Source organism: uncultured Phyllobacterium sp., assembly GCF_902479695.1.
Taxonomy (GTDB): domain Bacteria; phylum Pseudomonadota; class Alphaproteobacteria; order Rhizobiales; family Rhizobiaceae; genus Phyllobacterium; species Phyllobacterium calauticae.
The window spans coordinates 181,247-202,498 of record NZ_CABSQF010000001.1; the positions used below are offsets into that span (position 1 = coordinate 181,247).

Annotated in this window: 21 protein-coding genes; 8 read left to right on the plus strand and 13 right to left on the minus strand. The window is 57.2% G+C overall.

What is annotated here, in order from left to right; genetic code table 11:
* Window positions 1-35: 35 nt before the first annotated feature.
* The 7 genes from RDL77_RS00840 to RDL77_RS00870 form a co-directional block, all read right to left on the minus strand.
* The gene (locus RDL77_RS00840) at window positions 36-1,595 is read right to left on the minus strand and encodes an ABC transporter substrate-binding protein (protein WP_223614329.1); all 1,560 of its coding nucleotides are present in this window, start codon (window positions 1,593-1,595) and stop codon (window positions 36-38) included.
* Window positions 1,596-1,682: 87 nt separating this feature from the next.
* Entirely contained in the window at window positions 1,683-3,251 is a 1,569-nt protein-coding gene (locus RDL77_RS00845) for an ABC transporter substrate-binding protein (RefSeq protein WP_223614330.1), read from the minus strand.
* Between the two features lie 174 nt (window positions 3,252-3,425).
* Complete coding sequence (locus tag RDL77_RS00850; RefSeq protein WP_223614331.1) at window positions 3,426-4,244, minus strand: formylmethanofuran dehydrogenase subunit C; 819 nt, start codon at window positions 4,242-4,244, stop codon at window positions 3,426-3,428.
* The gene (fhcD, locus tag RDL77_RS00855) at window positions 4,241-5,149 is read right to left on the minus strand and encodes a formylmethanofuran--tetrahydromethanopterin N-formyltransferase (RefSeq protein WP_288191456.1); all 909 of its coding nucleotides are present in this window, start codon (window positions 5,147-5,149) and stop codon (window positions 4,241-4,243) included. The genes RDL77_RS00850 and fhcD overlap by 4 nt, the downstream gene beginning before the upstream one ends.
* Window positions 5,137-6,771, minus strand: a complete 1,635-nt coding sequence (locus RDL77_RS00860) for a formylmethanofuran dehydrogenase subunit A (RefSeq protein ID WP_288191458.1) — start codon at window positions 6,769-6,771, stop codon at window positions 5,137-5,139. Before RDL77_RS00860 ends, fhcD begins: the two co-directional genes overlap by 13 nt.
* Window positions 6,765-7,862 carry a tungsten formylmethanofuran dehydrogenase gene (locus RDL77_RS00865; protein WP_288191460.1) on the minus strand — a complete coding sequence of 366 codons (1,098 nt, stop codon included), beginning with the start codon at window positions 7,860-7,862 and terminating at the stop codon, window positions 6,765-6,767. The genes RDL77_RS00860 and RDL77_RS00865 overlap by 7 nt, the downstream gene beginning before the upstream one ends.
* 83 nt (window positions 7,863-7,945) lie before the next feature.
* Window positions 7,946-8,344 carry a 4a-hydroxytetrahydrobiopterin dehydratase gene (locus tag RDL77_RS00870; protein ID WP_288191461.1) on the minus strand — a complete coding sequence of 133 codons (399 nt, stop codon included), beginning with the start codon at window positions 8,342-8,344 and terminating at the stop codon, window positions 7,946-7,948.
* A 101-nt stretch (window positions 8,345-8,445) separates the two neighbouring features.
* Here RDL77_RS00870 and RDL77_RS00875 point away from each other — a divergent pair, with 101 nt between their 5' ends.
* From RDL77_RS00875 to fae, 7 genes are all read left to right on the plus strand, one after another.
* Window positions 8,446-9,462: a beta-ribofuranosylaminobenzene 5'-phosphate synthase family protein gene (locus tag RDL77_RS00875; protein WP_288191462.1), complete on the plus strand. Its 1,017-nt coding sequence runs from the start codon at window positions 8,446-8,448 to the stop codon at window positions 9,460-9,462.
* On the plus strand, window positions 9,459-10,355 hold the full coding sequence (locus tag RDL77_RS00880; protein ID WP_288191463.1) for an NAD(P)-dependent methylenetetrahydromethanopterin dehydrogenase: 897 nt from the start codon (window positions 9,459-9,461) through the stop codon (window positions 10,353-10,355). Before RDL77_RS00875 ends, RDL77_RS00880 begins: the two co-directional genes overlap by 4 nt.
* Window positions 10,333-11,457, plus strand: a complete 1,125-nt coding sequence (locus tag RDL77_RS00885; RefSeq protein WP_288191465.1) for an ATP-grasp domain-containing protein — start codon at window positions 10,333-10,335, stop codon at window positions 11,455-11,457. The genes RDL77_RS00880 and RDL77_RS00885 overlap by 23 nt, the downstream gene beginning before the upstream one ends.
* The gene (gene mch / locus RDL77_RS00890; protein ID WP_288191466.1) at window positions 11,454-12,407 is read left to right on the plus strand and encodes a methenyltetrahydromethanopterin cyclohydrolase; all 954 of its coding nucleotides are present in this window, start codon (window positions 11,454-11,456) and stop codon (window positions 12,405-12,407) included. The genes RDL77_RS00885 and mch overlap by 4 nt, the downstream gene beginning before the upstream one ends.
* An 8-nt stretch (window positions 12,408-12,415) precedes the next feature.
* Window positions 12,416-13,330: a RimK family alpha-L-glutamate ligase gene (locus RDL77_RS00895; protein WP_288191467.1), complete on the plus strand. Its 915-nt coding sequence runs from the start codon at window positions 12,416-12,418 to the stop codon at window positions 13,328-13,330.
* Window positions 13,327-14,190 (plus strand): triphosphoribosyl-dephospho-CoA synthase, encoded by an 864-nt coding sequence (locus RDL77_RS00900; protein WP_288191468.1) that lies wholly within the window; start codon window positions 13,327-13,329, stop codon window positions 14,188-14,190. The genes RDL77_RS00895 and RDL77_RS00900 overlap by 4 nt, the downstream gene beginning before the upstream one ends.
* A 153-nt stretch (window positions 14,191-14,343) precedes the next feature.
* The gene (fae, locus tag RDL77_RS00905; RefSeq protein ID WP_105734854.1) at window positions 14,344-14,850 is read left to right on the plus strand and encodes a formaldehyde-activating enzyme; all 507 of its coding nucleotides are present in this window, start codon (window positions 14,344-14,346) and stop codon (window positions 14,848-14,850) included.
* 118 nt (window positions 14,851-14,968) lie between these two features.
* Here fae and RDL77_RS00910 read toward each other — a convergent pair whose 3' ends face one another.
* Window positions 14,969-15,685, minus strand: coding sequence for a HisA/HisF-related TIM barrel protein (locus tag RDL77_RS00910; protein ID WP_288191469.1), 717 nt, complete (start codon window positions 15,683-15,685; stop codon window positions 14,969-14,971).
* A gap of 27 nt (window positions 15,686-15,712) precedes the next feature.
* Between RDL77_RS00910 and RDL77_RS00915 the strand changes: the two genes are divergently transcribed.
* A complete protein-coding gene (locus tag RDL77_RS00915; RefSeq protein ID WP_288191470.1) occupies window positions 15,713-16,777 on the plus strand; it encodes a hydantoinase/oxoprolinase family protein in 1,065 nt (354 codons plus the stop codon).
* A gap of 1 nt (window position 16,778) precedes the next feature.
* Here the strand turns inward: RDL77_RS00915 and RDL77_RS00920 are convergent, their stop codons facing one another.
* From RDL77_RS00920 to RDL77_RS00940, 5 genes are read right to left on the minus strand one after another with little or no spacing between them, the layout of a single operon-like run.
* Window positions 16,779-17,384: a DUF447 domain-containing protein gene (locus RDL77_RS00920; protein WP_223614343.1), complete on the minus strand. Its 606-nt coding sequence runs from the start codon at window positions 17,382-17,384 to the stop codon at window positions 16,779-16,781.
* Window positions 17,381-18,781 (minus strand): DUF6513 domain-containing protein, encoded by a 1,401-nt coding sequence (locus RDL77_RS00925; RefSeq protein WP_288191472.1) that lies wholly within the window; start codon window positions 18,779-18,781, stop codon window positions 17,381-17,383. The genes RDL77_RS00920 and RDL77_RS00925 overlap by 4 nt, the downstream gene beginning before the upstream one ends.
* Before the next feature lies 1 nt (window position 18,782).
* Window positions 18,783-19,325, minus strand: a complete 543-nt coding sequence (locus RDL77_RS00930) for a flavoprotein (protein WP_288191474.1) — start codon at window positions 19,323-19,325, stop codon at window positions 18,783-18,785.
* Window positions 19,322-19,957, minus strand: a complete 636-nt coding sequence (locus tag RDL77_RS00935) for a dihydroneopterin aldolase (RefSeq protein WP_288191475.1) — start codon at window positions 19,955-19,957, stop codon at window positions 19,322-19,324. The genes RDL77_RS00930 and RDL77_RS00935 overlap by 4 nt, the downstream gene beginning before the upstream one ends.
* On the minus strand, window positions 19,954-21,123 hold the full coding sequence (locus RDL77_RS00940; protein ID WP_288191525.1) for a (5-formylfuran-3-yl)methyl phosphate synthase: 1,170 nt from the start codon (window positions 21,121-21,123) through the stop codon (window positions 19,954-19,956). Before RDL77_RS00940 ends, RDL77_RS00935 begins: the two co-directional genes overlap by 4 nt.
* Window positions 21,124-21,252: the final 129 nt, after the last annotated feature.

The following is a 21,252-nucleotide window of genomic DNA, read 5'->3' on the forward strand; positions in this document are numbered from 1 at the left end:
GTCTGCCCTGAACCCGTCAAGGCAGACCGCCACATCTACTTGGCAAAATGCGTCAACCAGTGACGAGGCTTGTTGTCGGGCAGTTGAACGATATGATCGATCTTGTCCGTCATCACCCAAGCCATGGGCTGCTGGTGCAAGGGAAGCATGATGATCTCATCCTTGACCATCTGCAGGGCCTTGGTCTGCAGCGCCAGCCGCTTGTTCCTGTCCATCTCCGTCGAGGCCTGTATGACCAGCTTGTCGATTTCGGGATAGCTCCAGCCGCCCCAATTGAAGACACCGGCATTGTCCGACTTCGTCTCAATCATCTGCAGCAGAATGGAGTAGCTGTCGAGCATCGGCTCGTTCGCCCAACCGATCAGATAGACATCAGCCTTGCCATTGGTCCGTTTGGGCGTTTGTGCCGCCACCGGTGCAATGTCAAGCTGCGGCTTGAAGCCCGCACGGCTCAGCATGTTGACCATGCCCTGGCAGAGCTCTTCCTCGTTGACATAGGCGTCTGTCGTGCACACGAGCGTGAAAGCGAAATCCTTTGCCCCAGCCTCTGCCAACAGCTTCTTGGACAGTTCCGGATCATAGGAAACCGGCTTGTCGAGCGCCTCGGTATAGCCCGGAATTTCCGGTGCAATAATCGCACCCGCCGTACGTGATTTACCGCGCATGATCCGCTTCTGGATCAGTTGCGGGTCCAGTGCATGGGCGAATGCCTGCCGGACACGCAGATCATTGAACTTATTGTCATCGCCGTTGGTGAGCTTCGGCTTGCGATTGAACCCCATCATGACCGTCCGCAGATCGGTCCGTTCCATGACCTTGAGTTCGGGTTGGGCCGAGAGGCGGGGCAGGTCCTGGGAGGGCGCGTTATCGGTAAAATTGATCTCCCCCGACAGGAGAGCCGCAACGCGGGTGGCTGCCGATGTTATCGGGGTGAACTCGATACGGTCTATATTGGTTTCAGACTTGTCCCACCAATTCGGATTCTTGACGAGAACCGTCTTGCTGTCCGGCACCCGGCTTTCAATGGTGAAGGGGCCGGTTCCATTGGCATGATAGGTCGCATAGCCCTCGAGCTTTGCGCCGACGTCGGTCGGCTTCAAAGAATTGTTCTCCGCAAGCCAAGCCGCATTGAAGATGTGAATGTTGGTCAGATCGTTGAGCAGAAGCGGGTACGGACCCGTCAGCTCGATGTCGATCGTATAGTCATCGACCTTTTTTGCCGATTTGTAGGCGGGCAGATTTCCACGCAAGGGCGAGGTCTTGTCACTCACGCGTGTGAGCGACGCCAAGACGTCATCGGCAGTAAAACCCGCGCCGTTGTGGAATTTCACACCCTTGCGCAGATGAAACCGCCAGACCGTGTCCGACACCGTCTCCCACGATGTGGCAAGGGCTGGCTCAATCTTCAGCTTGGCGTCGTACCGGACCAGGCCTTCATAGACGTGGTTCAGGAAAGCAAGCGTATAGCTGTCACCGTAGGAATAGGGATCGAGTGAGTATATATCATGGGGCGCACCCCATTTAAGTGTTGCGGCTTGGCCTGGAAAAATCAGGCTCATTGCCACCGTGGCCGCGAGGCCTAGTTGCTTCAACATTGTGGTTTGCTCCGCTTCTGGACGTTTGCCGCCTCCTTGAACGGAGGTCTTGCCTTGGTTATCAGACAGCGCCAAAGGCGCTGCAGATCAGTCTGTCATGCGTGTCAGCCAATGCCGCGGCTTGTTGTCGGCTCGGATCACGACATTTTCGATTTTACTGGTCATGGCCCATGCCATCGGCTGCTGGTGCAGCGGGATCATGATTGCCTGATCCTTCGCAAATTTCAGCGCGGCGGTTTCAATCGCCAGACGCTTGTCGCGATCCTGCTCCGTGGCGGCCTCTTTGACCATCTTGTCGAGTTCGGGATACGACCAGCCGCCATAGTTTGCGACACCATCGGCACCGTGACGGGTGGAAAGCACCTGAACCAGAATCGAATAGGCATCGAGCGTGGGCTCGTTGGCCCAGCCCACCATGTACACGTCGGATTTACCGCTCGAGCGTTTTGGTGTCTGCACGGCACGCGGGCCGATATCGAGCGTCGGCTTGAAGCCGGCGCGCGTCAGCATGTTGACGACACCAGAGCAAACGTCCTCCTCGTTCACACTTTCATCGTTCATGCAAAGATAGGTAAAGGCAAGATCGCTCTTTCCAGCCTCGGCCAGAAGCTTGCGCGACAATTGCGGATCATAGGTTGCAGGCTTGTCCAGTTCCGCGCTGTAGCCCGGTATCTCCGGCGCAACCAGGGCCCCGGCTGGATGCGCCAGCCCGCGCATCACCTTCTTGTTGATGAGGTCCCGATCAATCGCATGATCGAACGCCTGCCGCACCCGCAGATCGTTGAATGGATTGTCACGCCCGTCCGTCAGTTTTTCCCGGCGATTGAATGCGATGGAAATGGTTCGCAGATCCGAGCGCTTGTCGACCTTGATGCCCGGCGTTGATTCAAGCCGGCCAATATCCTGGATAGGCGCCGCATCAACCAGATCGACTTCCCCGGACAACAGAGCGGCGACCCGCGTTGCCGCAGATGTAATCGGTGTAAACTCGATGCGATCGATATTGTGCTTCTTCTCGTCCCACCAGCCGTCGTTCACGACAAGGATTGTCTTGCTGTCTGGAACGCGGCTTTCAAGCTTGAAAGGCCCGGTCCCGTTGGTGTGGTAGGTTGTGTAGCCCTCGACTTGCGCGCCCACGTCGGTGGGCTTTTCGCTCTTGTTGTCGATCAGCCATTGCGCATTGAACATGAAGATGTTCGTCAGATCGTTGAGAAAGAGCGGCGACGGTGCCGAGACTTCAATATCGACCGTATAATTGTCGACCTTTTTCGACCCGACGTAGAGAGGAATGTTGCCCCTGAGCGGTGAGCTCGGATCACTCACACGCTTGAGCGATGCAATGACATCATCGGCATTGAAATCCGCGCCATTATGGAACTTCACGCCCTGGCGGAGTTTGAAACGCCAGTATTTGTTGTCGATCAGCTGCCATTCCGTGGCTAGCGCCGGAACAACCTTGAACTCAGGCGTGTAACGGACCAGGCCTTCATAGATATGATTGAGAAATGCCAGATTGGATGTCGAACCGTAGGAATAGGGATCGAGGGAGAATATGTCCCGTTGCCCGGCCCACCGCAGTGTCGCAGCCTCTGCCGCTGTTCCAAACAATAGCAACGATGTCATTGCCACCAAGACGGATTTTCGCAGTCGCGTCATCGGCATTTCCTCCTCATGTGTGCCCCGTCGCTAGGCTTGCCCGCGACTTTTATTTCCCTCCATAGGCCACAAGGATTTTGCTTTGTCAACGATATTGTCGACAATTTTCTCTGTTATTGGCACCAATAAAGTATACAGTTCATGCGCAGCCATCGCTGAATTCGGCTCAGGCCTTCAACGATGCTGTTGTCGAAATAGCACTTCCCCTTTACCAGACACCGCAGTATCGCCACCATATCTTCCCGGTTTTGGACCGAGAAGCGGCTTGTCCATGATTTTCTCATCCATCAGAAAGCGATCGAACAGCCGGGAAAAAGCAATATCAGGCTCGCCGCACGGCATGAAAGTTGGCGACAAATTCTCCGGCGGGCGATCAAGCAGCAATGAACCGCGCTTCATGAGATAGCCAGCCATGGCGCCGGTACGGCCGGTAATGACAATTGTTCCGGCGATCATGCGATAGCCGGCATAATCGCCACAACCTTTGAATATCGCGATTGTTCCGCGGCGAAGGCGGTCCCCCGCATAATCTGCGGCCTTCCCGCGGACGATCAACAGGCCGCCCTCCATGCCGGTGATTTCACCGGCAAGCGGCCCACCGAGATAGTCTCCGGCATTGCCTTTGATCTCGAGCCGTCCATTGATCATGCCCGAACCGGCATGGGTTCCGGCACTCCCGTCCACATACAGCGTGCCGCCGGACAGCCTTCTGCCCGCCTGGTTGCCGACATCGCCCATCACTCGGACTGATCCGGCACTCAACCCTGCCCCCACCTTGTCAAACCGCGAACTGCCGCCCTCGAACACGATATTATTCACGTCTTTGCCGGTGATCCTGAACACATCGCCGACCAGAGCCGGATTGCGACTCGTCCCGATGCGCAATTTGGCAATCTGGACATCCGTCAGTCCGGCCAAAGCAGCAGGCGTGAGGCATGATAGATCCAGACGTTCGTCCGGTAGGGCCAACAGCGAGAAGGTCAACGCTTTCATGGCAGCAAATCCTTCAGATGATAATGGAATTTGCCAAGCTTGCCGCCGTAGTTGCCAGCGCTTATCCGCAACGCGCCCTTCTCCGGGCCAAGATCAATGGCCGCCTTCAACCCCGCGCGCATGGCAGCCGCAACAGCATCACTGGTTTCTCCATCAATGACGATTTCAAGCACCGCGTTGACCCCGGGCGTCAAGGCACTGTCAACAACGCCGCGCAATGTCGGTGCAAATGCGTCATTGGTAGAAGCCATCATCCCCTTGTATTTTCCGCCCACTTTCGAACCGGAACGGACGATACCGCCGGGAAATGGCATGATCGCTCCCGCTACTTTCTCAATGGCGGCAACCGCGTATTCCGCTGCATTCAAGGCTTTGGCGTTATCGGCCGCGAGAAACAGCAGATTGCCACCGCCAACCGCAAGCTTGGTCAGCCCCGTTGTTGCTTCACACAGGAACTCGCCATCCATGACCGGAACGCGCCAATAGTGCTTTCCGCCAAATTTCTTCGATATCTGCCAGCCGTCGCCGAAATAGCGCAGCGAATTGCCGAGGTCGAGCGGTGCCGTACCTTCGAGACCGGCAAAACAGGCACTTCCCGGCGAAGTCAGCACGCATTGGCCAAGCCTGCTTTTCAATTGCTTCTGCAGATCGTCGGTTCCCATGGCAAAAATCATCACGCGGCATCCCGGCCGCCCGTCCGGCGTCTTGGATGCGGGCAAATCGACATCAATAGCGGCCTCGCAACCGCAGCCAATAACCGAGGTCGCATAGCCTGTCATGGTGATGGCGGCCTGCCGCGCCCATTTCAGGCTCGGCGCAGTGATGATGATCGCCGTCGCACGCATGCCGAAAGCTTCGGCGAAGGTATCGTCAATAAGAACGCCATTGCGGCTCAGCTGTTGCATGGCACCTCGGCAAACGGTTCGTCGCGCTGGATGGCAGAATCCGGAAATGTGAACCAGTCCAGTGACAGTCCATAACGCTCTTCGTGATAGGTCTTCATGCGCTTGATTATTGCCTTGTCGGGCGGCGGATTGAGCCGAAGCGTTTTGCCCCAACGATATCGACTGACCTTGCCATTTTTAACGACCAGATCGCCATTCTTGAAAACCAATGCGGCCTCGCGGAACATTTTGGCGATATCCCTGTCCTTCCGGTATATGGCGATATCGGCAATCGCCCCTGCTCCCAGATGACCGCGATCCTTGAGGCCAAGCAATTTGGCGGGCGCCGCCCGGGTCATGATCGCGATCTCTTCCAGGGTATATTCGCGACGAACCGACGCGAGCGTCGTCAGTTCAAGCGCGGCAGCATTGAGCTCCGCCGATTTCGTGTCGCGGGACGCACTGCTCATCAGCAGCTCGAACAATTCCGGATAGGCCGTGAATGGTGCGCCATTGGGATGATCGGTCGTGAAGAACACCCGCCATGGATCGGTGATCAGCAGGAAGAGCTCAAGCCCGATAGCCCATTGCAGCGAACCGTAATAATCCTGTTTGTAGCGGTAGGGCACGATTCCGCCACCGCCATTGCCGTCGCCATCAAAGATGACCGTCTTCTTCGGACTGGCGTTGCCGATGGCGGAAAACTGCCGCATCACGTCTGAGGAAATTGTCACGGTCTGGCCGAACATGACCTGACCGACATCGATTGTGACATCGGGATTGGCATTGACGGCTTCGGCCAGCCGCGCTGCCTCCGACGAGAACTTCCGCTTGCCTCCGGTGCCATAGCCATAGAATTGCAGATGGGCCAGATGCAGGGGCACGCCCTCCGTTGCCGCGATGGTTGCAGCCGCCGTATCGGCGCTGCCGGCAATGCCGAGATTGTTGGCGTGGACATGCAGCGGATGCGGGATGCCAAGCCGGGTCACGGAGGACTGAAGCGACTTAACGATTTTGCGTGAACTGACGCCATATTCCGGAACCACGTCATCCAGCGCGAAGGAGCGGACATTGTCCTTGAACGCCGCAGCTGCGCCGGCATTGATGACTTTGACGCCAAGAGCGCGTGTTGAACCAACCACCCACGCCACATAGTCGTCGATCATTGCCGACGATTTGCCGTCACGCAGCAAAGACAGGGTAAAATCGTCATTGCCGAGTATCGCCAATGTCGCCCTGTCGATAATCGGAATATCGGCCAGCTCCAGATGCGTATGCAACGCGGTGTAGGGCGCCATGGCCGGCTCCACCACCGTCGTGAAACCCATTTGCGCATAGAGGCAGCCGGTCTGGAAAGTCGACCAGCCTGCATTCGACAGTGGCGTATTGGCAGGCCTTGGCATGTGTGCCGCGTGATGCTCCGGCAGGAGCAGCCGCGCGGTATTCACATTGCCGCCACCGATATGGGAATGAATATCGATAGCGCCAGCCATGACGATACAACCCGAAACATCATGGGTTTGATCTGCCGCTTCACCCTTTGGCGCATCGATGAGCACCTCATCCCTGATCCAAACGTCACGCTGGCTGGTTTTGCCGTTGACTGGGTCGACGACGTCACCACCTGACAAGCGGATCAGCATGCGAATTCCCTTCTTCCAGGCAATGCATCAGCCAATTGGCCTATGACCTTTGAAACACTGGGCAGATGCGACGGCGTGACGGCCTGTACCGCTCTGAACGTGCCGATCCGGCTCGAATAGGCAACACCATCATGATCCACCCCAGCCTGACCAACGGCAATCGTTACCGACGCGCCAGCTGTTGGTACTTCGGTCCGGCTCAACGAAATCAAGGCGATCTTTTCCCCCTTGGGGGGAGTTTGACCGCCGCGCCCCGACACCCAGACATGAAGATCCGCTTCCTTCGCATGAATCATGCGCTGGACGTCCCATTGCACCGGGTCATAGCTTGGGAGGCTATTGATAAAACCTGTCCGGAGTGGAAATCCGGTCATCCACAGCGAGGCAAGAGCAGAACCCCATGCATCGTCATCAGCCGGCAGGAATACACTGCTGGCACGCCCCTTTCTGTTCAGGTCGGCGATCAACCCCTGCAACATGACGAGACCCGCAGTTTCAACTGAACTGCCGGAAAACGCGAAAACCGGGAATTGCGCGGTCGCCAGGGCCTTTTCAAAAGAATCGATATTGCTCAGCGAGGACAATGCAGGACGGCCCTGCAATCGAGCCCGCAGAAGCGCCAGCGTCGCTTCCAGCGAAAGGCCCTCGCCGCGCAGCGGTTTAGCCTTCAACTGCCGCAGAAGCTTGCCATGCGATGAACTCGTTTCATCGCTCGCGATGTGAAACCAGCGACGGCTGTGTTTGTCACCAAGATCGGGTTGCGAGGCCGCCCAGGCCTGCAAAAGGTCGTGGTGCAGGGGCGGGATTTCACCGACCAGAATGATCAGGCTGGAGCGACGGCGCGCTTCTCCCGGTGTCGTGAACATGCCGCCATGATCCGTGAACAATGCAACTTCATTTGCAAGCACCTGACCTTTGGCGTGATCGTAAGCGCCGCCCAACATGGTCGCCAACGCGATGGTGCTGCGCGTACCATGCACATCCGTATCGAGAGTGAAAACTGGGCAGCGGCATGATGCCAGAAGCTTCGCAGCATTCCGAATTGCATCCGTCAAAGGTACCGGCTGGCTGCCAATCCATGCAACCGACATATTCCGCAACTTTCTGGTGCCAACCTGAGCTTAGCTATTTTTTCTCGAATGTGAACCCTGTGGAGACGCAAAAGTTTACGGGATCAATTGTCGTACTTGATATAGGCAAAGCGCTGGTCAGTTTGCGGCGTCCCTTCAAGCGATCCCGCCTCCTGGCCCGGCTGCCATTGGACAACGCTTTCAATCTTCGCTGCAAGATCGAAGTCCTTGTCTGTAACGCCTTTGGCAGCATGATTCATCAACAGCACCTCCACCCAGGCATACGATGCCTTAAGATCCGGATGATGCCAGGCCGCCTCCGCCAGATGACCGATAGTATTGATGACCATCAGGGTCGATTTCCAGCCATGCGTCTTGTATTTCCGGCGAATCCAGCCGTTCTCATAGCGCCAGTGCGGCAGATCTTTCTCGAGTCTCGCAATAATTTCAGGTTCTGAATACACCTTTTCAGCGGGCCTCGCCCCTTTCGCTTCTTCAACCATTTGACCAATCCTCCACTTCTTTGCTCATGGTGCTTGCGCCTCGCCCGAAAGACGATATCATACCGCAGGGCCCGATTTCTGAGATTGTGTAAATTAAGCAAATGTCGGAATCCGTCACGATCGAAGTCCCGGCCCGTCTTCACCTTGGCTTCCTTGATATACCACGCAACGTACCCGAACCTGGTCAGGACCGGTTCGGCAGTATTGGCTTACCCATTCAGGACATTTCGACCGTTCTGACGATCTCCCGCGCGGCAAAAGCCCATATCGAAGGAGACGAGCGGGAACGCGTTGCGCAGCATGTTGCAACCCTTTCCCGTCATCTTGGGATCACGGCGCACCACAGGGTTGTCGTGCATCGAACCATTCCCCGACATATCGGCCTCGGCTCCGGCACCCAGATTGCCCTTGCCGTTGCAGCGGCGCTGCGCACCCTGCATGCGATACCGCTTGATATCGTGAACGATGCCCATCTGCTGGGACGCGGGGCGCGATCCGGCATCGGCATAGCTGCTTTCGACGCGGGGGGTGTCATTATCGATGCGGGCAAAGCCACCCACGGCGCTGCACCCACCATTATCTCGCGGATTGCATTTCCCGAGGAATGGCGAATCATTCTGGTCTTCGACACGTCAACCCAAGGCATTCACGGCAATGCCGAGGTCGAAGCTTTCAAGGCGTTACCACCGTTCCCGGTGGCGACATCGGCAGCGATCAGCCGTCTTGTGCTGATGAGCGCCATGCCCGGCCTGATCGAACGGAACCTCGCCTCGTTTGGCCGATCGATCGCCGCCATCCAGACCGAGATCGGCAATTACTTTGCACCCGCACAGGGTGGAATTTTCACCAGCAAACGGGTTGAAACCACCATAAGGCGGCTTGCAGAGGCTGGCGCAGTCGGTATTGGCCAGAGTTCATGGGGACCGACGGGCTTCGCCTTCGCCGCGTCACAGGCGGAAGCCGAGCGGATCGTCAATACCATCCACAGCAACCCGCATGGCACGGCCATTCAAATCGTCGCAGGAAGAAATGCCGGGGCTGATATCACGCATACCGCTCTGAATCTTGCCAGAGCTTGTACCATGGGCGCCGTCATCAAGAAGGAGCGGATACCGTGAGCCGCAAAACGATCCTGCATATGCTAACCCCGCTTCGGCAAATGAGCCCTTTCGACGTCAACATGGCGCTCGACGCAGGTTATGACGCCGTTGTTCCCTACACCGACGTCACTCTTTCGGATGTCGGAAATCTTGTTCAAGACGCCATATTCTCGCGGCCACCGGATGCGGGTGTGGCCACGGGCATTTTCCTTGCTGGCAAGGACGCGCCCGCAGCGCTCGACATGCTGGATGCAGCAAGGAATGCCATGGTTCCGCCCTTCGAAATCTCGGTGTTTGCCGACCCGGCGGGATCATTCACAACCGCCGCCGCCATGGTGGCCAAAGTCGAAAAGGCCCTCGCCAAAATTCACGGCCGCAAACTGGAAGGAACCAGCGTGGCAGTCTTCGGCGCGACAGGCGTGGTCGGCTATTGCACCGCGGTGATTACAGCCCAGCAGGGGGCAAACGTGACGGTCATCGGCCATGACGGCATTGAGCGGGTGAAGGCGATCGCCGCGTCGATCAAGCAAAGGTTCAATCTGACTGTTGAGCCAGCCGACGGGTCAACCGAAGCGAAAAAGATGGAGGTCCTGCGAACCGCTGAGGTCGTGCTGGCCGCCGCAAAAGCGGGTGTGCAGGTCATATCGGCCGCACAACTCGGCAAGGCCGGCAAGCTTCTGATCGCTGCCGACGTCAACGCCGTTCCGCCAGCTGGTATCGAAGGACTGAAGGTCAACGCCAATGCCGATCCGCTCGATGCGACAGAAGCTGTCGGCATTGGCCCGCTTTCTATCGGTAATGTCAAATACAAGACTCAAGCCGGTTTGTTCGAACAGATGATCAAGGCGAAGAAGCCGGTTATCTTTGATTTTCGGGACGCATTTGCCCTTGCTCGCGAACTCGCCAAATAATGCGGTTCTGATAGCCGCTGTCTCTGGACGCTCGCTTGCCGCGGCAGCGCGGCGGGCTGGCTTGCGGCCGTTGGTTGCCGACCTCTTCAACGATGCTGACACGCTGGCATTGGCGGAACGCGCCGTGAAACTCTCGGGAAGCCTGCAGAACGGTATCGACCGAAAACATCTCGTTGAAACGCTGCAAAAACTGGCCGGGGATGATGACCCGGTGGCCGTGATCTACGGCTCTGGTTTCGAGCGCGATCCGCAGATGATAGAGGCGATTTCACAACACTTTGCCGTTGCAGGAAACGGCGCCAGGACGGTTCGTCTCGTCAAGGACCCCATCTCTCTGTCGCAGCTGTGCACCGAGTTTGCCATACCGCATCCCGATATATGTTTCGACACTCCCGACAATCCTCGGGATTGGCTGAGTAAGTTGACCGGTGGTGCAGGCGGTTCACATGTCAGGCCTGCGCATCGCGGAACATCGGGACAAGAATACTATTTTCAGCGGTTCGTTCGAGGCAGGAATCTCTCTGCCCTGTTTCTGGCCAATGGGGACAAGGCGCACGTGATTGGCCTGAGCCGGCAATGGTTTTCTCCGTCGGAAAACAGCCCCTTTCGCTATGGAGGCGCGGTCCGGCTACTCCGCTACAACCCGCGCAGAACACAGCAGATAGGCGATTGGCTGACGGCTTTGACCCGACGGACCGGTTTGACCGGTTTATGCAGCGCCGATTTCATCACTGGCGCAGAGGGTCTGCATCTCATCGAAATCAATCCACGACCAGGTGCCACGCTTGATATTTTCGATACGGAAGAAACGCCTCTTTTGCGCCAGCATTTACATGCGGTCACCGGATCGGATTTCTCGATACCCAGCTACAAAATCTCGGCGGCCTCGGCAATCGCCTATACCGCAAAAGCCATCAGCGCATTTCCGGATGTTGTTTGGCCGACGCTCACCGCAGACCACCAAACAGCAGGCACCTCCCTTCAAGCCGGTGATCCTGTTTGTACCGTTTTCGCCACGGCTCCCTCTGCCTCCGCAGCGATGAAAGCCGTGAAGGGCCGCGTCAAACAACTCGCGGTTAATTGGAGGGAGGAGTTTTCATGAGAGACGGTCACGCCTATCTCAACAGAAGCGCTCAACATCTGGCAGATAAGATGATCGAGCAAGCGGAACGGCTTGGCATCAATCACAGTCGTGGCAACCTTGGCGAGCATGTGATTGACGCAGGGGCAAGTTGTACGGGCGGCGTCGAAGCCGGACTGCGGATTGTCGAAATCTGCATGGGCGGTCTTGGCGTGGTTTCGGCAACACTCGATACAGGCAAATGGCCCTACAGCGTGAATGTCAGATCTTCACAACCGGTTTTGGCCTGCCTTGCCAGCCAGTATGCCGGCTGGAACCTCTCGCACGAGAAATACTTCGCCATGGGATCGGGGCCAGCCAGGACACTGGCGCGGGTCGAGCCACTCTTTGATGAAATTGCCTATCGTGAACCTGAGGCGAAATCGTCGGTCATCGTGCTTGAAACCACGACGCCGCCGCCTGTAGCCATCGTTGAGAAAGTGTCCAAGGCGACAGGATTTGCACCCGAGAACCTGACATTCATCTATGCACCGACGCAAAGTCTGACGGGTGCCGTGCAGATTGTCGGGCGTGTCCTTGAAGTCGCAATGCACAAGGCGCACGATCTGAAATTTCCGCTGGGTGACATCGTTGACGGCGCGGGCCGCGCGCCCATCCCTGCTCCGCATCCGGACTTTCTGAAGGCGATGGGCAGAACCAACGACGCGATCATCTATGGCGGCACCGTCCAGCTTTTCGTGCGCGGCACCTCAGAAGCCGCACGCACACTCGCTGAACAGCTTCCCAGCCATACATCACGCGACCACGGCCAGCCTTTTGCCGACATATTCAAGAAGTTCAAAGGTGATTTCTACGCGATCGACCCACATCTGTTCAGCCCCGCCGAGGTCATTGTTACCGCGATCGAAACCGGCGATACTTTCCGCAGCGGCGGAATCCATGAAGCAATGCTCAAACAATCCCTGGACTGACGGACACAATGACAGAAACAATACTGATCCTTTCCGACCGGCCCGACGGTCAGGTGAAACAACTGCGCACCGCACTGCGATCGCATGGCTTCAATGTTCAGACATTGCCGCTGGCAGATATCGGTTTTGATACCCGGTACCCCTCCGGCATTGCCGTCCCGCGCATGAACGGCGCCTTACCCGCAGCCGTGATCGTACGGTCGATTTCATCAGGAACATTCGAGGCGATCACGCGCCGTCTCGGGATCCTGCACGCCCTTGCTCATCTTGGCGTTCCTGTTTGGAATTCTGCCAAGGCGATCGAGCGGTGCGTCGACAAGTCCACGACGACATTCTTCCTGGCACAGGCAGGGTTACCGACACCGGAAACTTTTGCGGTTGAAAGTCTGGCCAATGCCAAAATCATTGCAGAGCGGGAACTTACGCATGGACCACTGGTGCTCAAACCGCTTTTCGGTTCGCAAGGCCGGGGGATCCGGCTGATCCGCAGCATTGAGGACCTGCCGCAGCCGGAGGAAATGGATGATGTTTATTATTTACAGCGTTTCGTGGCACGGCCAGGACCACCTTACTGCGATTATCGGGTCTTCACCTGCGCGGGAGAAGTGCTGGGTATGATGGCACGCCGGGCCGAAGGATGGATCACCAACATTGCCAAGGGCGCGAAAGCGGAGCCGGTCATTGGCCCGTTGATGAGCAAGCTGGAAGAACTTGCGCTCGCCGCGTCGGCCGCCATCGGCACGGATTTTGCCGGGATCGACATCATCCCTGCGGCTGATGGCAAACTTCTTGTTCTCGAAGTCAACAGCATGCCGGCCTGGTCCGGGCTTCAATCGGTTGTGCCGGTTCGCATTGCAGACTGCATTGCCGCCGCACTTGTCACCCGGATTGAACCTGACATCGGTGAGAGGCCTGCAGCGTGAGCCTGACACGCGAACACATCCGCCGCGCCTATATCGACGCCTGCTATCAGGAGATCGAGGCACTGAAACCAGGCAACGTGCATGTTTTCGCGGATGGTCATCGCATGAATGCGCAGCAGTTTTTCGACAGCGCGCAGGTCTCATCCGGCCCGCTGAGCGATCCCGCCGATTCTGTCGGCCAGCGTATTCTTGCGGCCGTTACCGCGACGCGACTGAAGGTTCAGACCAACACGAATCTGGGCATTCTTCTCCTGTGCGCTCCGCTTGCGCGGGCAGCTGCTAGTGAGACATCAGACCTGCCACTCAGCCTCGCCGCGACACTCGCCCAACTCGACATGAAGGATGCGCGCGACGTATTCGCGGCGATCACATTGGCGCAGCCAGGCGGCCTCGGATCGGCGCCGGAACATGATGTTGCCAATGAACCGGATGTGCCGCTTCTGGAAGCCATGCGTGCTGCATCCGAGCGGGACATGATTGCCCGGCAATATGCGACGAACTTTTCCGACATCTTCACCGGCGGTTTGTCAGCTCATGGCGCAGCCATCGAGCGCAATGAACCAGCGATGTGGCCGAGCGTATTGGTTTATCTGTATTTTCTCTCGAATTTTCCCGATAGCCATATCATCCGCAAACACGGCACGCCAATTGCCGAAGAAACGCGACTGGCCGCAGAGAAAATCCTTGCGCGGATGATGGAGATGCACGACGGCCGCGAGCGAGAAAAACTGCTCCTTGCTTTCGATGCTCAACTTAAAGCTCAAGATATCAATCCAGGCACCTCGGCTGATCTTACAGTTGCGACCCTTTTTGCATCCAGACTTATCTGGCTCTTGCATAATGGCGAGGTAAATGCTTGAATTTCTCCAGCGGATTTTGTCCGCTGCTATCTGGCCAACCGACCCCGTTCTGAGGGTGCTGTGAACAAGGATAGCTGTCCATCGAGAGTCGTGTCTCGAGGTACGGCGTCTTTGGACAAACCACTTGGAAACAGTTTAGGGAGGAATTTGGCTGTGGCTAAAATCAATAAGGTTATGGTTGGCGAGTCGCTTGTAGGCGATGGGAACGAAGTTGCGCATATCGATCTTCTGATCGGACCGCGCGGCAGTGCAGTTGAAACAGCATTCTGCAATGCATTGACGAACAACAAGGATGGCTTCACATCCCTGCTTGCAGTCATCGCGCCGAATTTGGCGTGCAAGCCAAACACCATTCTGTTCAACAAGGTTACCATCAAAGGAGCCAAGCAGGCGGTCCAGATGTTTGGCCCGGCACAGCATGCGGTGGCTAAAGCGGTCCAGGACAGCGTTGCAGACGGCACGATTCCAGCAGATGAAGCAGACGATCTGTTTATCTGCGTCGGTGTTTTCATCCATTGGGAGGCTGAAGACGACGCCAAGATTCAGGACTTCAATTATCGTGCAACCAAGGAAGCTCTTGAGCGCGCAGTAACGGGCAAGCCGACTGCCGCCGAAGCAACCGCGCAGCGCGATTCCGTGAAACATCCCTTCAGCGCTTAGACAAGAGACAACCTCGCACAGAGTATGCCCTCTGTTGCACCGGATGGCCTGTTGCGCCGGTTGGCAAAAAGTTTGGGCTTCTGACCCGGACAAGGGGAAGAGCAATCAATCCCCTTGTTCACCCCGTCCTGGAATCGTTCCCGTTCATCAGCGATGAGATCGCCTCCGGGGAAAGGGAGCCGTTGTGCAGAGAGGTCGCCACAAGTGCTGCTGAAATGCCAAGCGCTTCCAGTTGTTCAAGATCGGCGGCATGTCGAATGCCCCCAGCCGCAATGACGGCGCGATCACCGGCGCGGCGCTTGATCTCGGTCAATCGTTCGAAATCCGGCCCCGCATTGCTACCAACGCGGCGAAGCGTCATCACGATAACCCGGGAAGGCCAAAGATCCGCATTCTCGAAAAGCGCGGGAGGTCCAACAAACTCATCCCCACGAAAATCCAAGGAGAGAACCAGCCGCGGATTTCCGCTCAAATGCCCAAGCACGGAGGTATCGGCCTGGGACTCCGAACCCAATACCGGCCAGACACCGTCCATCGTCAAGACGCCTTCCAATTGGCGCAGGCTTGCGAAGCCGGCATCCAGCCAGACATCAGCCACGGCAACCAATGGCTTCAGACGCTCCAGCGCACCGGCGGCAAGTCCTTGCTGTATGGCATCCAGTTCAGCGACATAAAATGCAGGAAAGGGGTAGAGCTGGCGTAGGCCTTGCGCGACATCGAGGATATCGGCCGTTGGGCTGAGCGGTGTTTCGATGGGCCGATAGGCCGCGCGATTGCCCATGTGAGCACGGACAACGAGACCATCTTTTATGTCGAGTACCGGAATGATATGCACGAGCAGAATCCAAGGAATGATACAGCCATGAAATCCCGATTTGCCAGCAAAGGAAAGCCCCTGATCACAGGTTGGGATGTGGGCGGTGCCCATCTCAAGATGGCACAATGCCGAAATGGCGAGATTGTCTCGGCAAGAATCTTCAAGACACCGCTTTGGCTTGGTGTCGATCAGGTGCGCGAGGCTCTACGCGAGCTGGGGCCTTTGCAGGCAGACGGCACTTTCAATGTATTCACCATGACTGGAGAACTCTCGGATACATTCACGTCCCGCGATGCGGGAGTTGCCGGCCTCCTCGATTTCATCGGAGAGAAATTCGGCGACGAGAACACGCTTATCTATGCGGGTCGTGGAGGTTTCTGCGACATTGCTACCGCCCGTGGCCTGGGGAGCGATATCGCCTCGGCCAATTGGCACGCAACGGCATCACTGAGTGCAAAGCTGGCCGATACCGGTCTTTTTGTCGATATGGGGTCAACAACGACGGATATTCTTGCCTTCATGAACGGCAACCTCATCCATCGCGGCTATTCCGATGCGGAGCGACTGTTGACGGGTGAACTGGTCTATACGGGATTTGCCCGCTCGGCGCTGATCGGCATCGCGGCGCTCGTCCCGGTAGGGGGGCATATGACGCCGCTCATGAACGAATATTTCGCCAACACCGCCGATCTCGGCCGCATTCTCGGCACGCTGGATGAAGCAGATGATAAATATCCATCCGCCGACCGCCAGCCGAAAACGCTCGCCGGATCGATCCAGAGACTGGCGCGCATGGTCGGGCGCGATAGCAGTGACCTTAAAGAGGCGGAATGGATCGATATTGCCCGGTGGTTCAGCGAGCACCAGTTGCGAATGATCCATGATGGCGCATTTCGCATCGCAAGCGATCTTGCGCCGGCTGCCGATGCGCCGATTGTCGGTGCCGGTATTGGCAGACCGCAGATCAGGCAGCTCGCCAAGCGCATGGACCGGCCCTATGTCGATTTCGGAACGTTGATACCGGCAGCGCCAGGTGCACGCGACGATGCCAGCAAAGCTGCGCCGGCGGCAGCGGTCGCGCTGCTCGCTTCAATGTACTTGCAGGGATAACCTAGGCTGTGCCGGAAGGATGGGCCGCGCTCTTGCCTTTGGAATCGGCCGTCTCCTGATGCTCTTTTACCCGCTGCAGCAGCCATGACCAGGCCAGCAGTTCATCCGGTCCAGCAGTCTTGTCAATTGCAATCGTAAGATAGGCGATTTCCGCCTCGATCTTGTCCTGCGGCAGCATGTGCAGCCGGCTGACCAGAATAGCCAGTTCGAGCACTGCAGCCTTGGCACGGTTGAGCCCGGTAAAAGGGGCGTGCGTCGCCTCGGAAACCACTTTGCAGAAATGACGCGGCCGCAGCCCGTCATCATCGACAGACACCACCTCGAGCACGGAATGGCTGAGCGCGGATTGGAGACGCGGGACCGGACAATCCGCGACGGCAACAGTCGGCCAGTCCTTGCGTCCCGTCAGGCAACCGGCAAACACCAGCATATCGTCGGTATAGTTGGCAATGGCGAAGGGGACGGCCGCCAGGTTCTCCAGTGTCTTTGAAGGACGAAACGGAGCGATGATCCAACCATGATCCTGCTCGATGATACCAAGCGGTGCAATGTGAACAATACCGGCGGCATCGACCGTGGTGACGATGGTTTCCCTGATATAGGTCAAGTCGCCCTATCCTTCTTTGATCGCAACGTGTGGCCCGCTTCCTTTAACCTGAGGCGGTCCGCCTGCTCTTCCGGCGCACCCGCTCCCCAGGAGAGTGGTTCGTCCTGCGCGTAACGCTTGCCCAGTTTCCAGGCTATTTCAGCCTTGGTCAGTTCCGCACCCAGATAAAATGCGTGAGCGCCATCCGATTCAACGTCGAGGCGCGGAAAAAGTTCAAATGCACCCTGCGCAGTCGCGTGACCACTGGCGTTGAAAACATGGATGCCATCCGGCGCGGTCATAATGCGGAAATTGGCATCCCGCACATCACCGGCCAGCGCGGCGATATCCTCAACGCTGTTCGGATAGGGTTTGCGATCATGAACCTGCAACAGGCCCGCGTCATAGCCACGCGGCAGGGCATGATCCTGTTTGGCTGCAAACATCATGCGGCGGGCGTGGTCATGCTCCTCGACCGTGCGAACGGTGTGGGGGCTGACATTGACGACCAGAACATTGTCTATCGACAGTTCCGAGCAGATACCCGAGAGCAGCGCCGTTACACCGGAGGAATCCGCATCGGTGAGCTCGGTCAGATTGCCCGTACCCATCATCATCGGGATATCCGGCCAGCGGCGGCGTGCCTCCATGAATCGGCCAAGCGACGCGGTAAAACCGAAATGGATGGGATCGAGAACCGGATCGGCGATGAAAGAAATTTCGGCTGTCTGTGCCTTGTGAATCGCACGGCCAAGCGAATCGAGATCGCCGGCAATCGCAGGAATGAGGATTGGGGTAACGTTGTATCTTACCGCCAGATCAACGGTCTCCTCAGTCAGACTTAGTAGATAATCCGCACCAGCCGCGGCACCGGTTTCAAGTTCCCCGGGGTTGGCGGAATCCACGCTGACGGAGAGGCCTTGCGCCTTTAAACGGCGAATGGCGTCGGCAAGATGCGGAAACGGCGTTTCAGGCAGGCAGCCGAGATCGATGACATCGGCACCTGCAGCGGCAAGTTTCAAAGCGCGCTGCGTCAATGCCTCCAGCGACAATGCCGACGCATCGACGATTTCTGCAAAGATACGCATATTGTGCCTGGATAGATCAACGGGGTTGCCCACCCGGCCGAGAAAGACAGGCAGATCGGCAACTTCATCGGGGCCCCGGACGAAAGGAACGCCAAAGCGCTGGCCCAGACGATCAAGATCGCCGCGATATCGCCCGGGCAGAATGACACGGTCGGCGGTCACCGGCAATTTCAACCGACGCGCGATAATCTCCTCACTCATAAGCGCCGCAACCTTCACGCCGATGTCGACGATTTCATAGGTGAACGCCACGTCATTGAGGCCGGCAAGGATGCGCTCCAGCCGTGAACGGGCCAAATGCCCGGTCAGGAACAGGAGATGCTCCGCCATATCAAGCGACCTCTTTGGCACGGCGCCCGATGGCTGCCTTCAACTCTGCCAGAGACTCGACGACCTCGGTCCGCTCGTAGGTCTTGAGACGTGCCGTGTTTTCAAGATCGATCGGCCTCGGATAGACTTTGACCATGCCGCCAGGTGCCATCGTCTCAAGCTCAGGTGCCGTATCACAGGCAAAGACAATGGACGGCACCCGGCATTTGCCCGCTTGCGCATAAACATTGGTCGGAAGGGAATCCGAAATGCCGGCGACACATTTGGCGACGGTATTCGACGTCGCCGGGGCAACAACCGCAGTATGATAAACCCCGTTGTAGAAGCCGCCAACCGGCACGGAACTTGCGGTCTTGTCATGCAAAACCCGTGTCGTCTCGGGAAAATCGAGCTTCACCTTATACATGCGCAGGACTTCATTGGCGGCCTTGGAGACGAACACGTCACAATGTTCGAGTGTTCTTATGAGCTCGAAACTCTCCACGAAGAAATGGCCGGAGCCGGTCAGCGCCCAAGCCCATCGCGGCGTATGCAGTCGTGTCATTGCTCACCCGTTGCTTCGAAATAACTGCTGCGCATCATCACGCGTCCGGGAAAGCCTGCCAAGGGTAAATCCAATGCATCCAACATCGCCGGCCCGGCAATATGAAGGGTCATGCCGTCTCCAAGCATATCCCGAAGCATACTGTCGACGATGCCCGCAGCGGCAACATCTTCTACCGATGAATAGTAGTGGTGTTCATCGGTCTGCTTGATGAGCAGCACTGCGTCAGCTTGCAATTGTCCGGCGAGCCACGCGCTCAAACTATCCGAAGTGATATCCCACGACATGGGAATGTCCGGTGCTCCGGCTGTCATCACAGATGGCAACCAGACGGGTATGAGCCCCGCTTCAAGTGCGTCAGCGATCTCCACGATGGACCGCGCCGTTTGGAAACGTTCATGACGTTCAGCAACAGCAATGCCAAACTGATCCATCGCCAGGATTGCCATCGCATGCGCTGCTTCGTCCGAATAGCCAAGACGCTTTTGCGAGACCCGCACCTGATCGGCAAAAGGGCCGCCTCCGGGAACAATCACCAGCGGAAACGTTGCGCTTGCCAGCACCTCGATCCAGCGCCGCATTTCCACATGGCCCGCCGTGCTTCCTCCAAGCTTCACGACAAGCAGCCTCATGAGGACTTCCGTCCCCCATGCACCTGCGCAAACCGCAGCTTGGCTGAATTTTTCACATCGCGCGTACGCTCGATCTCGACACCGACGCCGCCGGGCCCAATTTCGAGTTTTTCCGCGCGGACAAAGACCCGCGTCACCCGTGGATTTCTAAGCACCAGTGCGGCCACCTGTTCCGCCAATGTCTCGGCAAGCTCGACGTGGCCCTCGGCAACGATGGCACGAATTCCGTCCATGATGAGATCGTAGGAAACCACGTGCCGCATATCCTCGGGATTGCGCGTGACCCGCAAAACCTCGGCCGTCACGTCGAACCGTACCTTCTGTGATTTCCCATGCTCGAAACGATAGGCACCGATATGCACAGGCAAAACAAAATCACGAACGAAAATCTTGTCCGTGCCTAGTCCCGCCTCTTCCGGTTCAGGAAAATACCCCCGCGCAGCAAGCAGTTTGTAATCGACGCTGGCAGGCAGTCCCTGCTCGAGCACTTCGGGAATCAGACCACGTATCTTCACCGTTGCCAGCGCATCAATGGATGCCTTGCGGTCAAGGTCAGCGCAGAGCGCCCCACGAAACCCCATAAAATCCGGATCGTGGGTTAACAGCCGCGAGATATCCGGTGCTTCGAGCGATCCCGCGACGCCGACCATCAATCCGTTCGACTGGCCATTCCTGATGAATTTGCCGATCTGGTCTGGAGACAGATGATTGAGCAAGCGGCCCTTGGATTTGTCGGCGGTGTCGATCATCACGCCATGAAATCCGCCAACTGCCAAGATTTCAAACAAGTTTTGACTGTAATCGCTCCAATTGTCGGCAAAGACGACGGCAATCAATTTATTGTGTAAGGTGAGAGGCTGCAGCGCCGTTACGCAAGCCTCAAACTGCCCGGACGGAAACAAACCTATCTTGATATAGTCCAGACCTGCTGCTGCGAACTCTTTCACCGTCCGCCAGATCGTTTCCGGATGCATGGGAAGATCGCCGCACGCTGCACTGATGGGCCGCCTGCCTGATATAAAGTCCTTCACTTCCAAGACCTTGCTCAGGTCAACCGCGCCAAGTGCGCCGTTGGCCGGATCTTTCATATCGATGATATCCGCACCGCTTTGAAAGACAATTTCAGCTTCCTGACGGTTCTGCACACTGGCCAACATCTTCGTCATTGGCTTGCCCCCGCATGAAACCGAGAAACTTTGCCTCGCATGCAAGAAAAGCTGACTCGAAGGGTTGAGATTGTGGTGGGGTTGTTTAAAAACACTATGGGCACCTCTGTTCTTAACCCACCGCCATTA

Coding starts and splice junctions, on each gene's coding strand:
- RDL77_RS00840 (WP_223614329.1), bottom strand. CDS start 1,595: ATGTTGAAGCAACTAGGCCTCGCGGCCACGGTGGCAATGAGCCTGATT.
- RDL77_RS00845 (WP_223614330.1), bottom strand. CDS start 3,251: ATGACGCGACTGCGAAAATCCGTCTTGGTGGCAATGACATCGTTGCTA.
- RDL77_RS00850 (WP_223614331.1), bottom strand. CDS start 4,244: ATGAAAGCGTTGACCTTCTCGCTGTTGGCCCTACCGGACGAACGTCTG.
- fhcD (WP_288191456.1), bottom strand. CDS start 5,149: ATGCAACAGCTGAGCCGCAATGGCGTTCTTATTGACGATACCTTCGCC.
- RDL77_RS00860 (WP_288191458.1), bottom strand. CDS start 6,771: ATGCTGATCCGCTTGTCAGGTGGTGACGTCGTCGACCCAGTCAACGGC.
- RDL77_RS00865 (WP_288191460.1), bottom strand. CDS start 7,862: ATGTCGGTTGCATGGATTGGCAGCCAGCCGGTACCTTTGACGGATGCA.
- RDL77_RS00870 (WP_288191461.1), bottom strand. CDS start 8,344: ATGGTTGAAGAAGCGAAAGGGGCGAGGCCCGCTGAAAAGGTGTATTCA.
- RDL77_RS00875 (WP_288191462.1), top strand. CDS start 8,446: ATGTCGGAATCCGTCACGATCGAAGTCCCGGCCCGTCTTCACCTTGGC.
- mch (WP_288191466.1), top strand. CDS start 11,454: ATGAGAGACGGTCACGCCTATCTCAACAGAAGCGCTCAACATCTGGCA.
- RDL77_RS00895 (WP_288191467.1), top strand. CDS start 12,416: ATGACAGAAACAATACTGATCCTTTCCGACCGGCCCGACGGTCAGGTG.
- RDL77_RS00915 (WP_288191470.1), top strand. CDS start 15,713: ATGAAATCCCGATTTGCCAGCAAAGGAAAGCCCCTGATCACAGGTTGG.
- RDL77_RS00925 (WP_288191472.1), bottom strand. CDS start 18,781: ATGGCGGAGCATCTCCTGTTCCTGACCGGGCATTTGGCCCGTTCACGG.
- RDL77_RS00930 (WP_288191474.1), bottom strand. CDS start 19,325: ATGACACGACTGCATACGCCGCGATGGGCTTGGGCGCTGACCGGCTCC.
- RDL77_RS00935 (WP_288191475.1), bottom strand. CDS start 19,957: ATGAGGCTGCTTGTCGTGAAGCTTGGAGGAAGCACGGCGGGCCATGTG.
- RDL77_RS00940 (WP_288191525.1), bottom strand. CDS start 21,123: ATGACGAAGATGTTGGCCAGTGTGCAGAACCGTCAGGAAGCTGAAATT.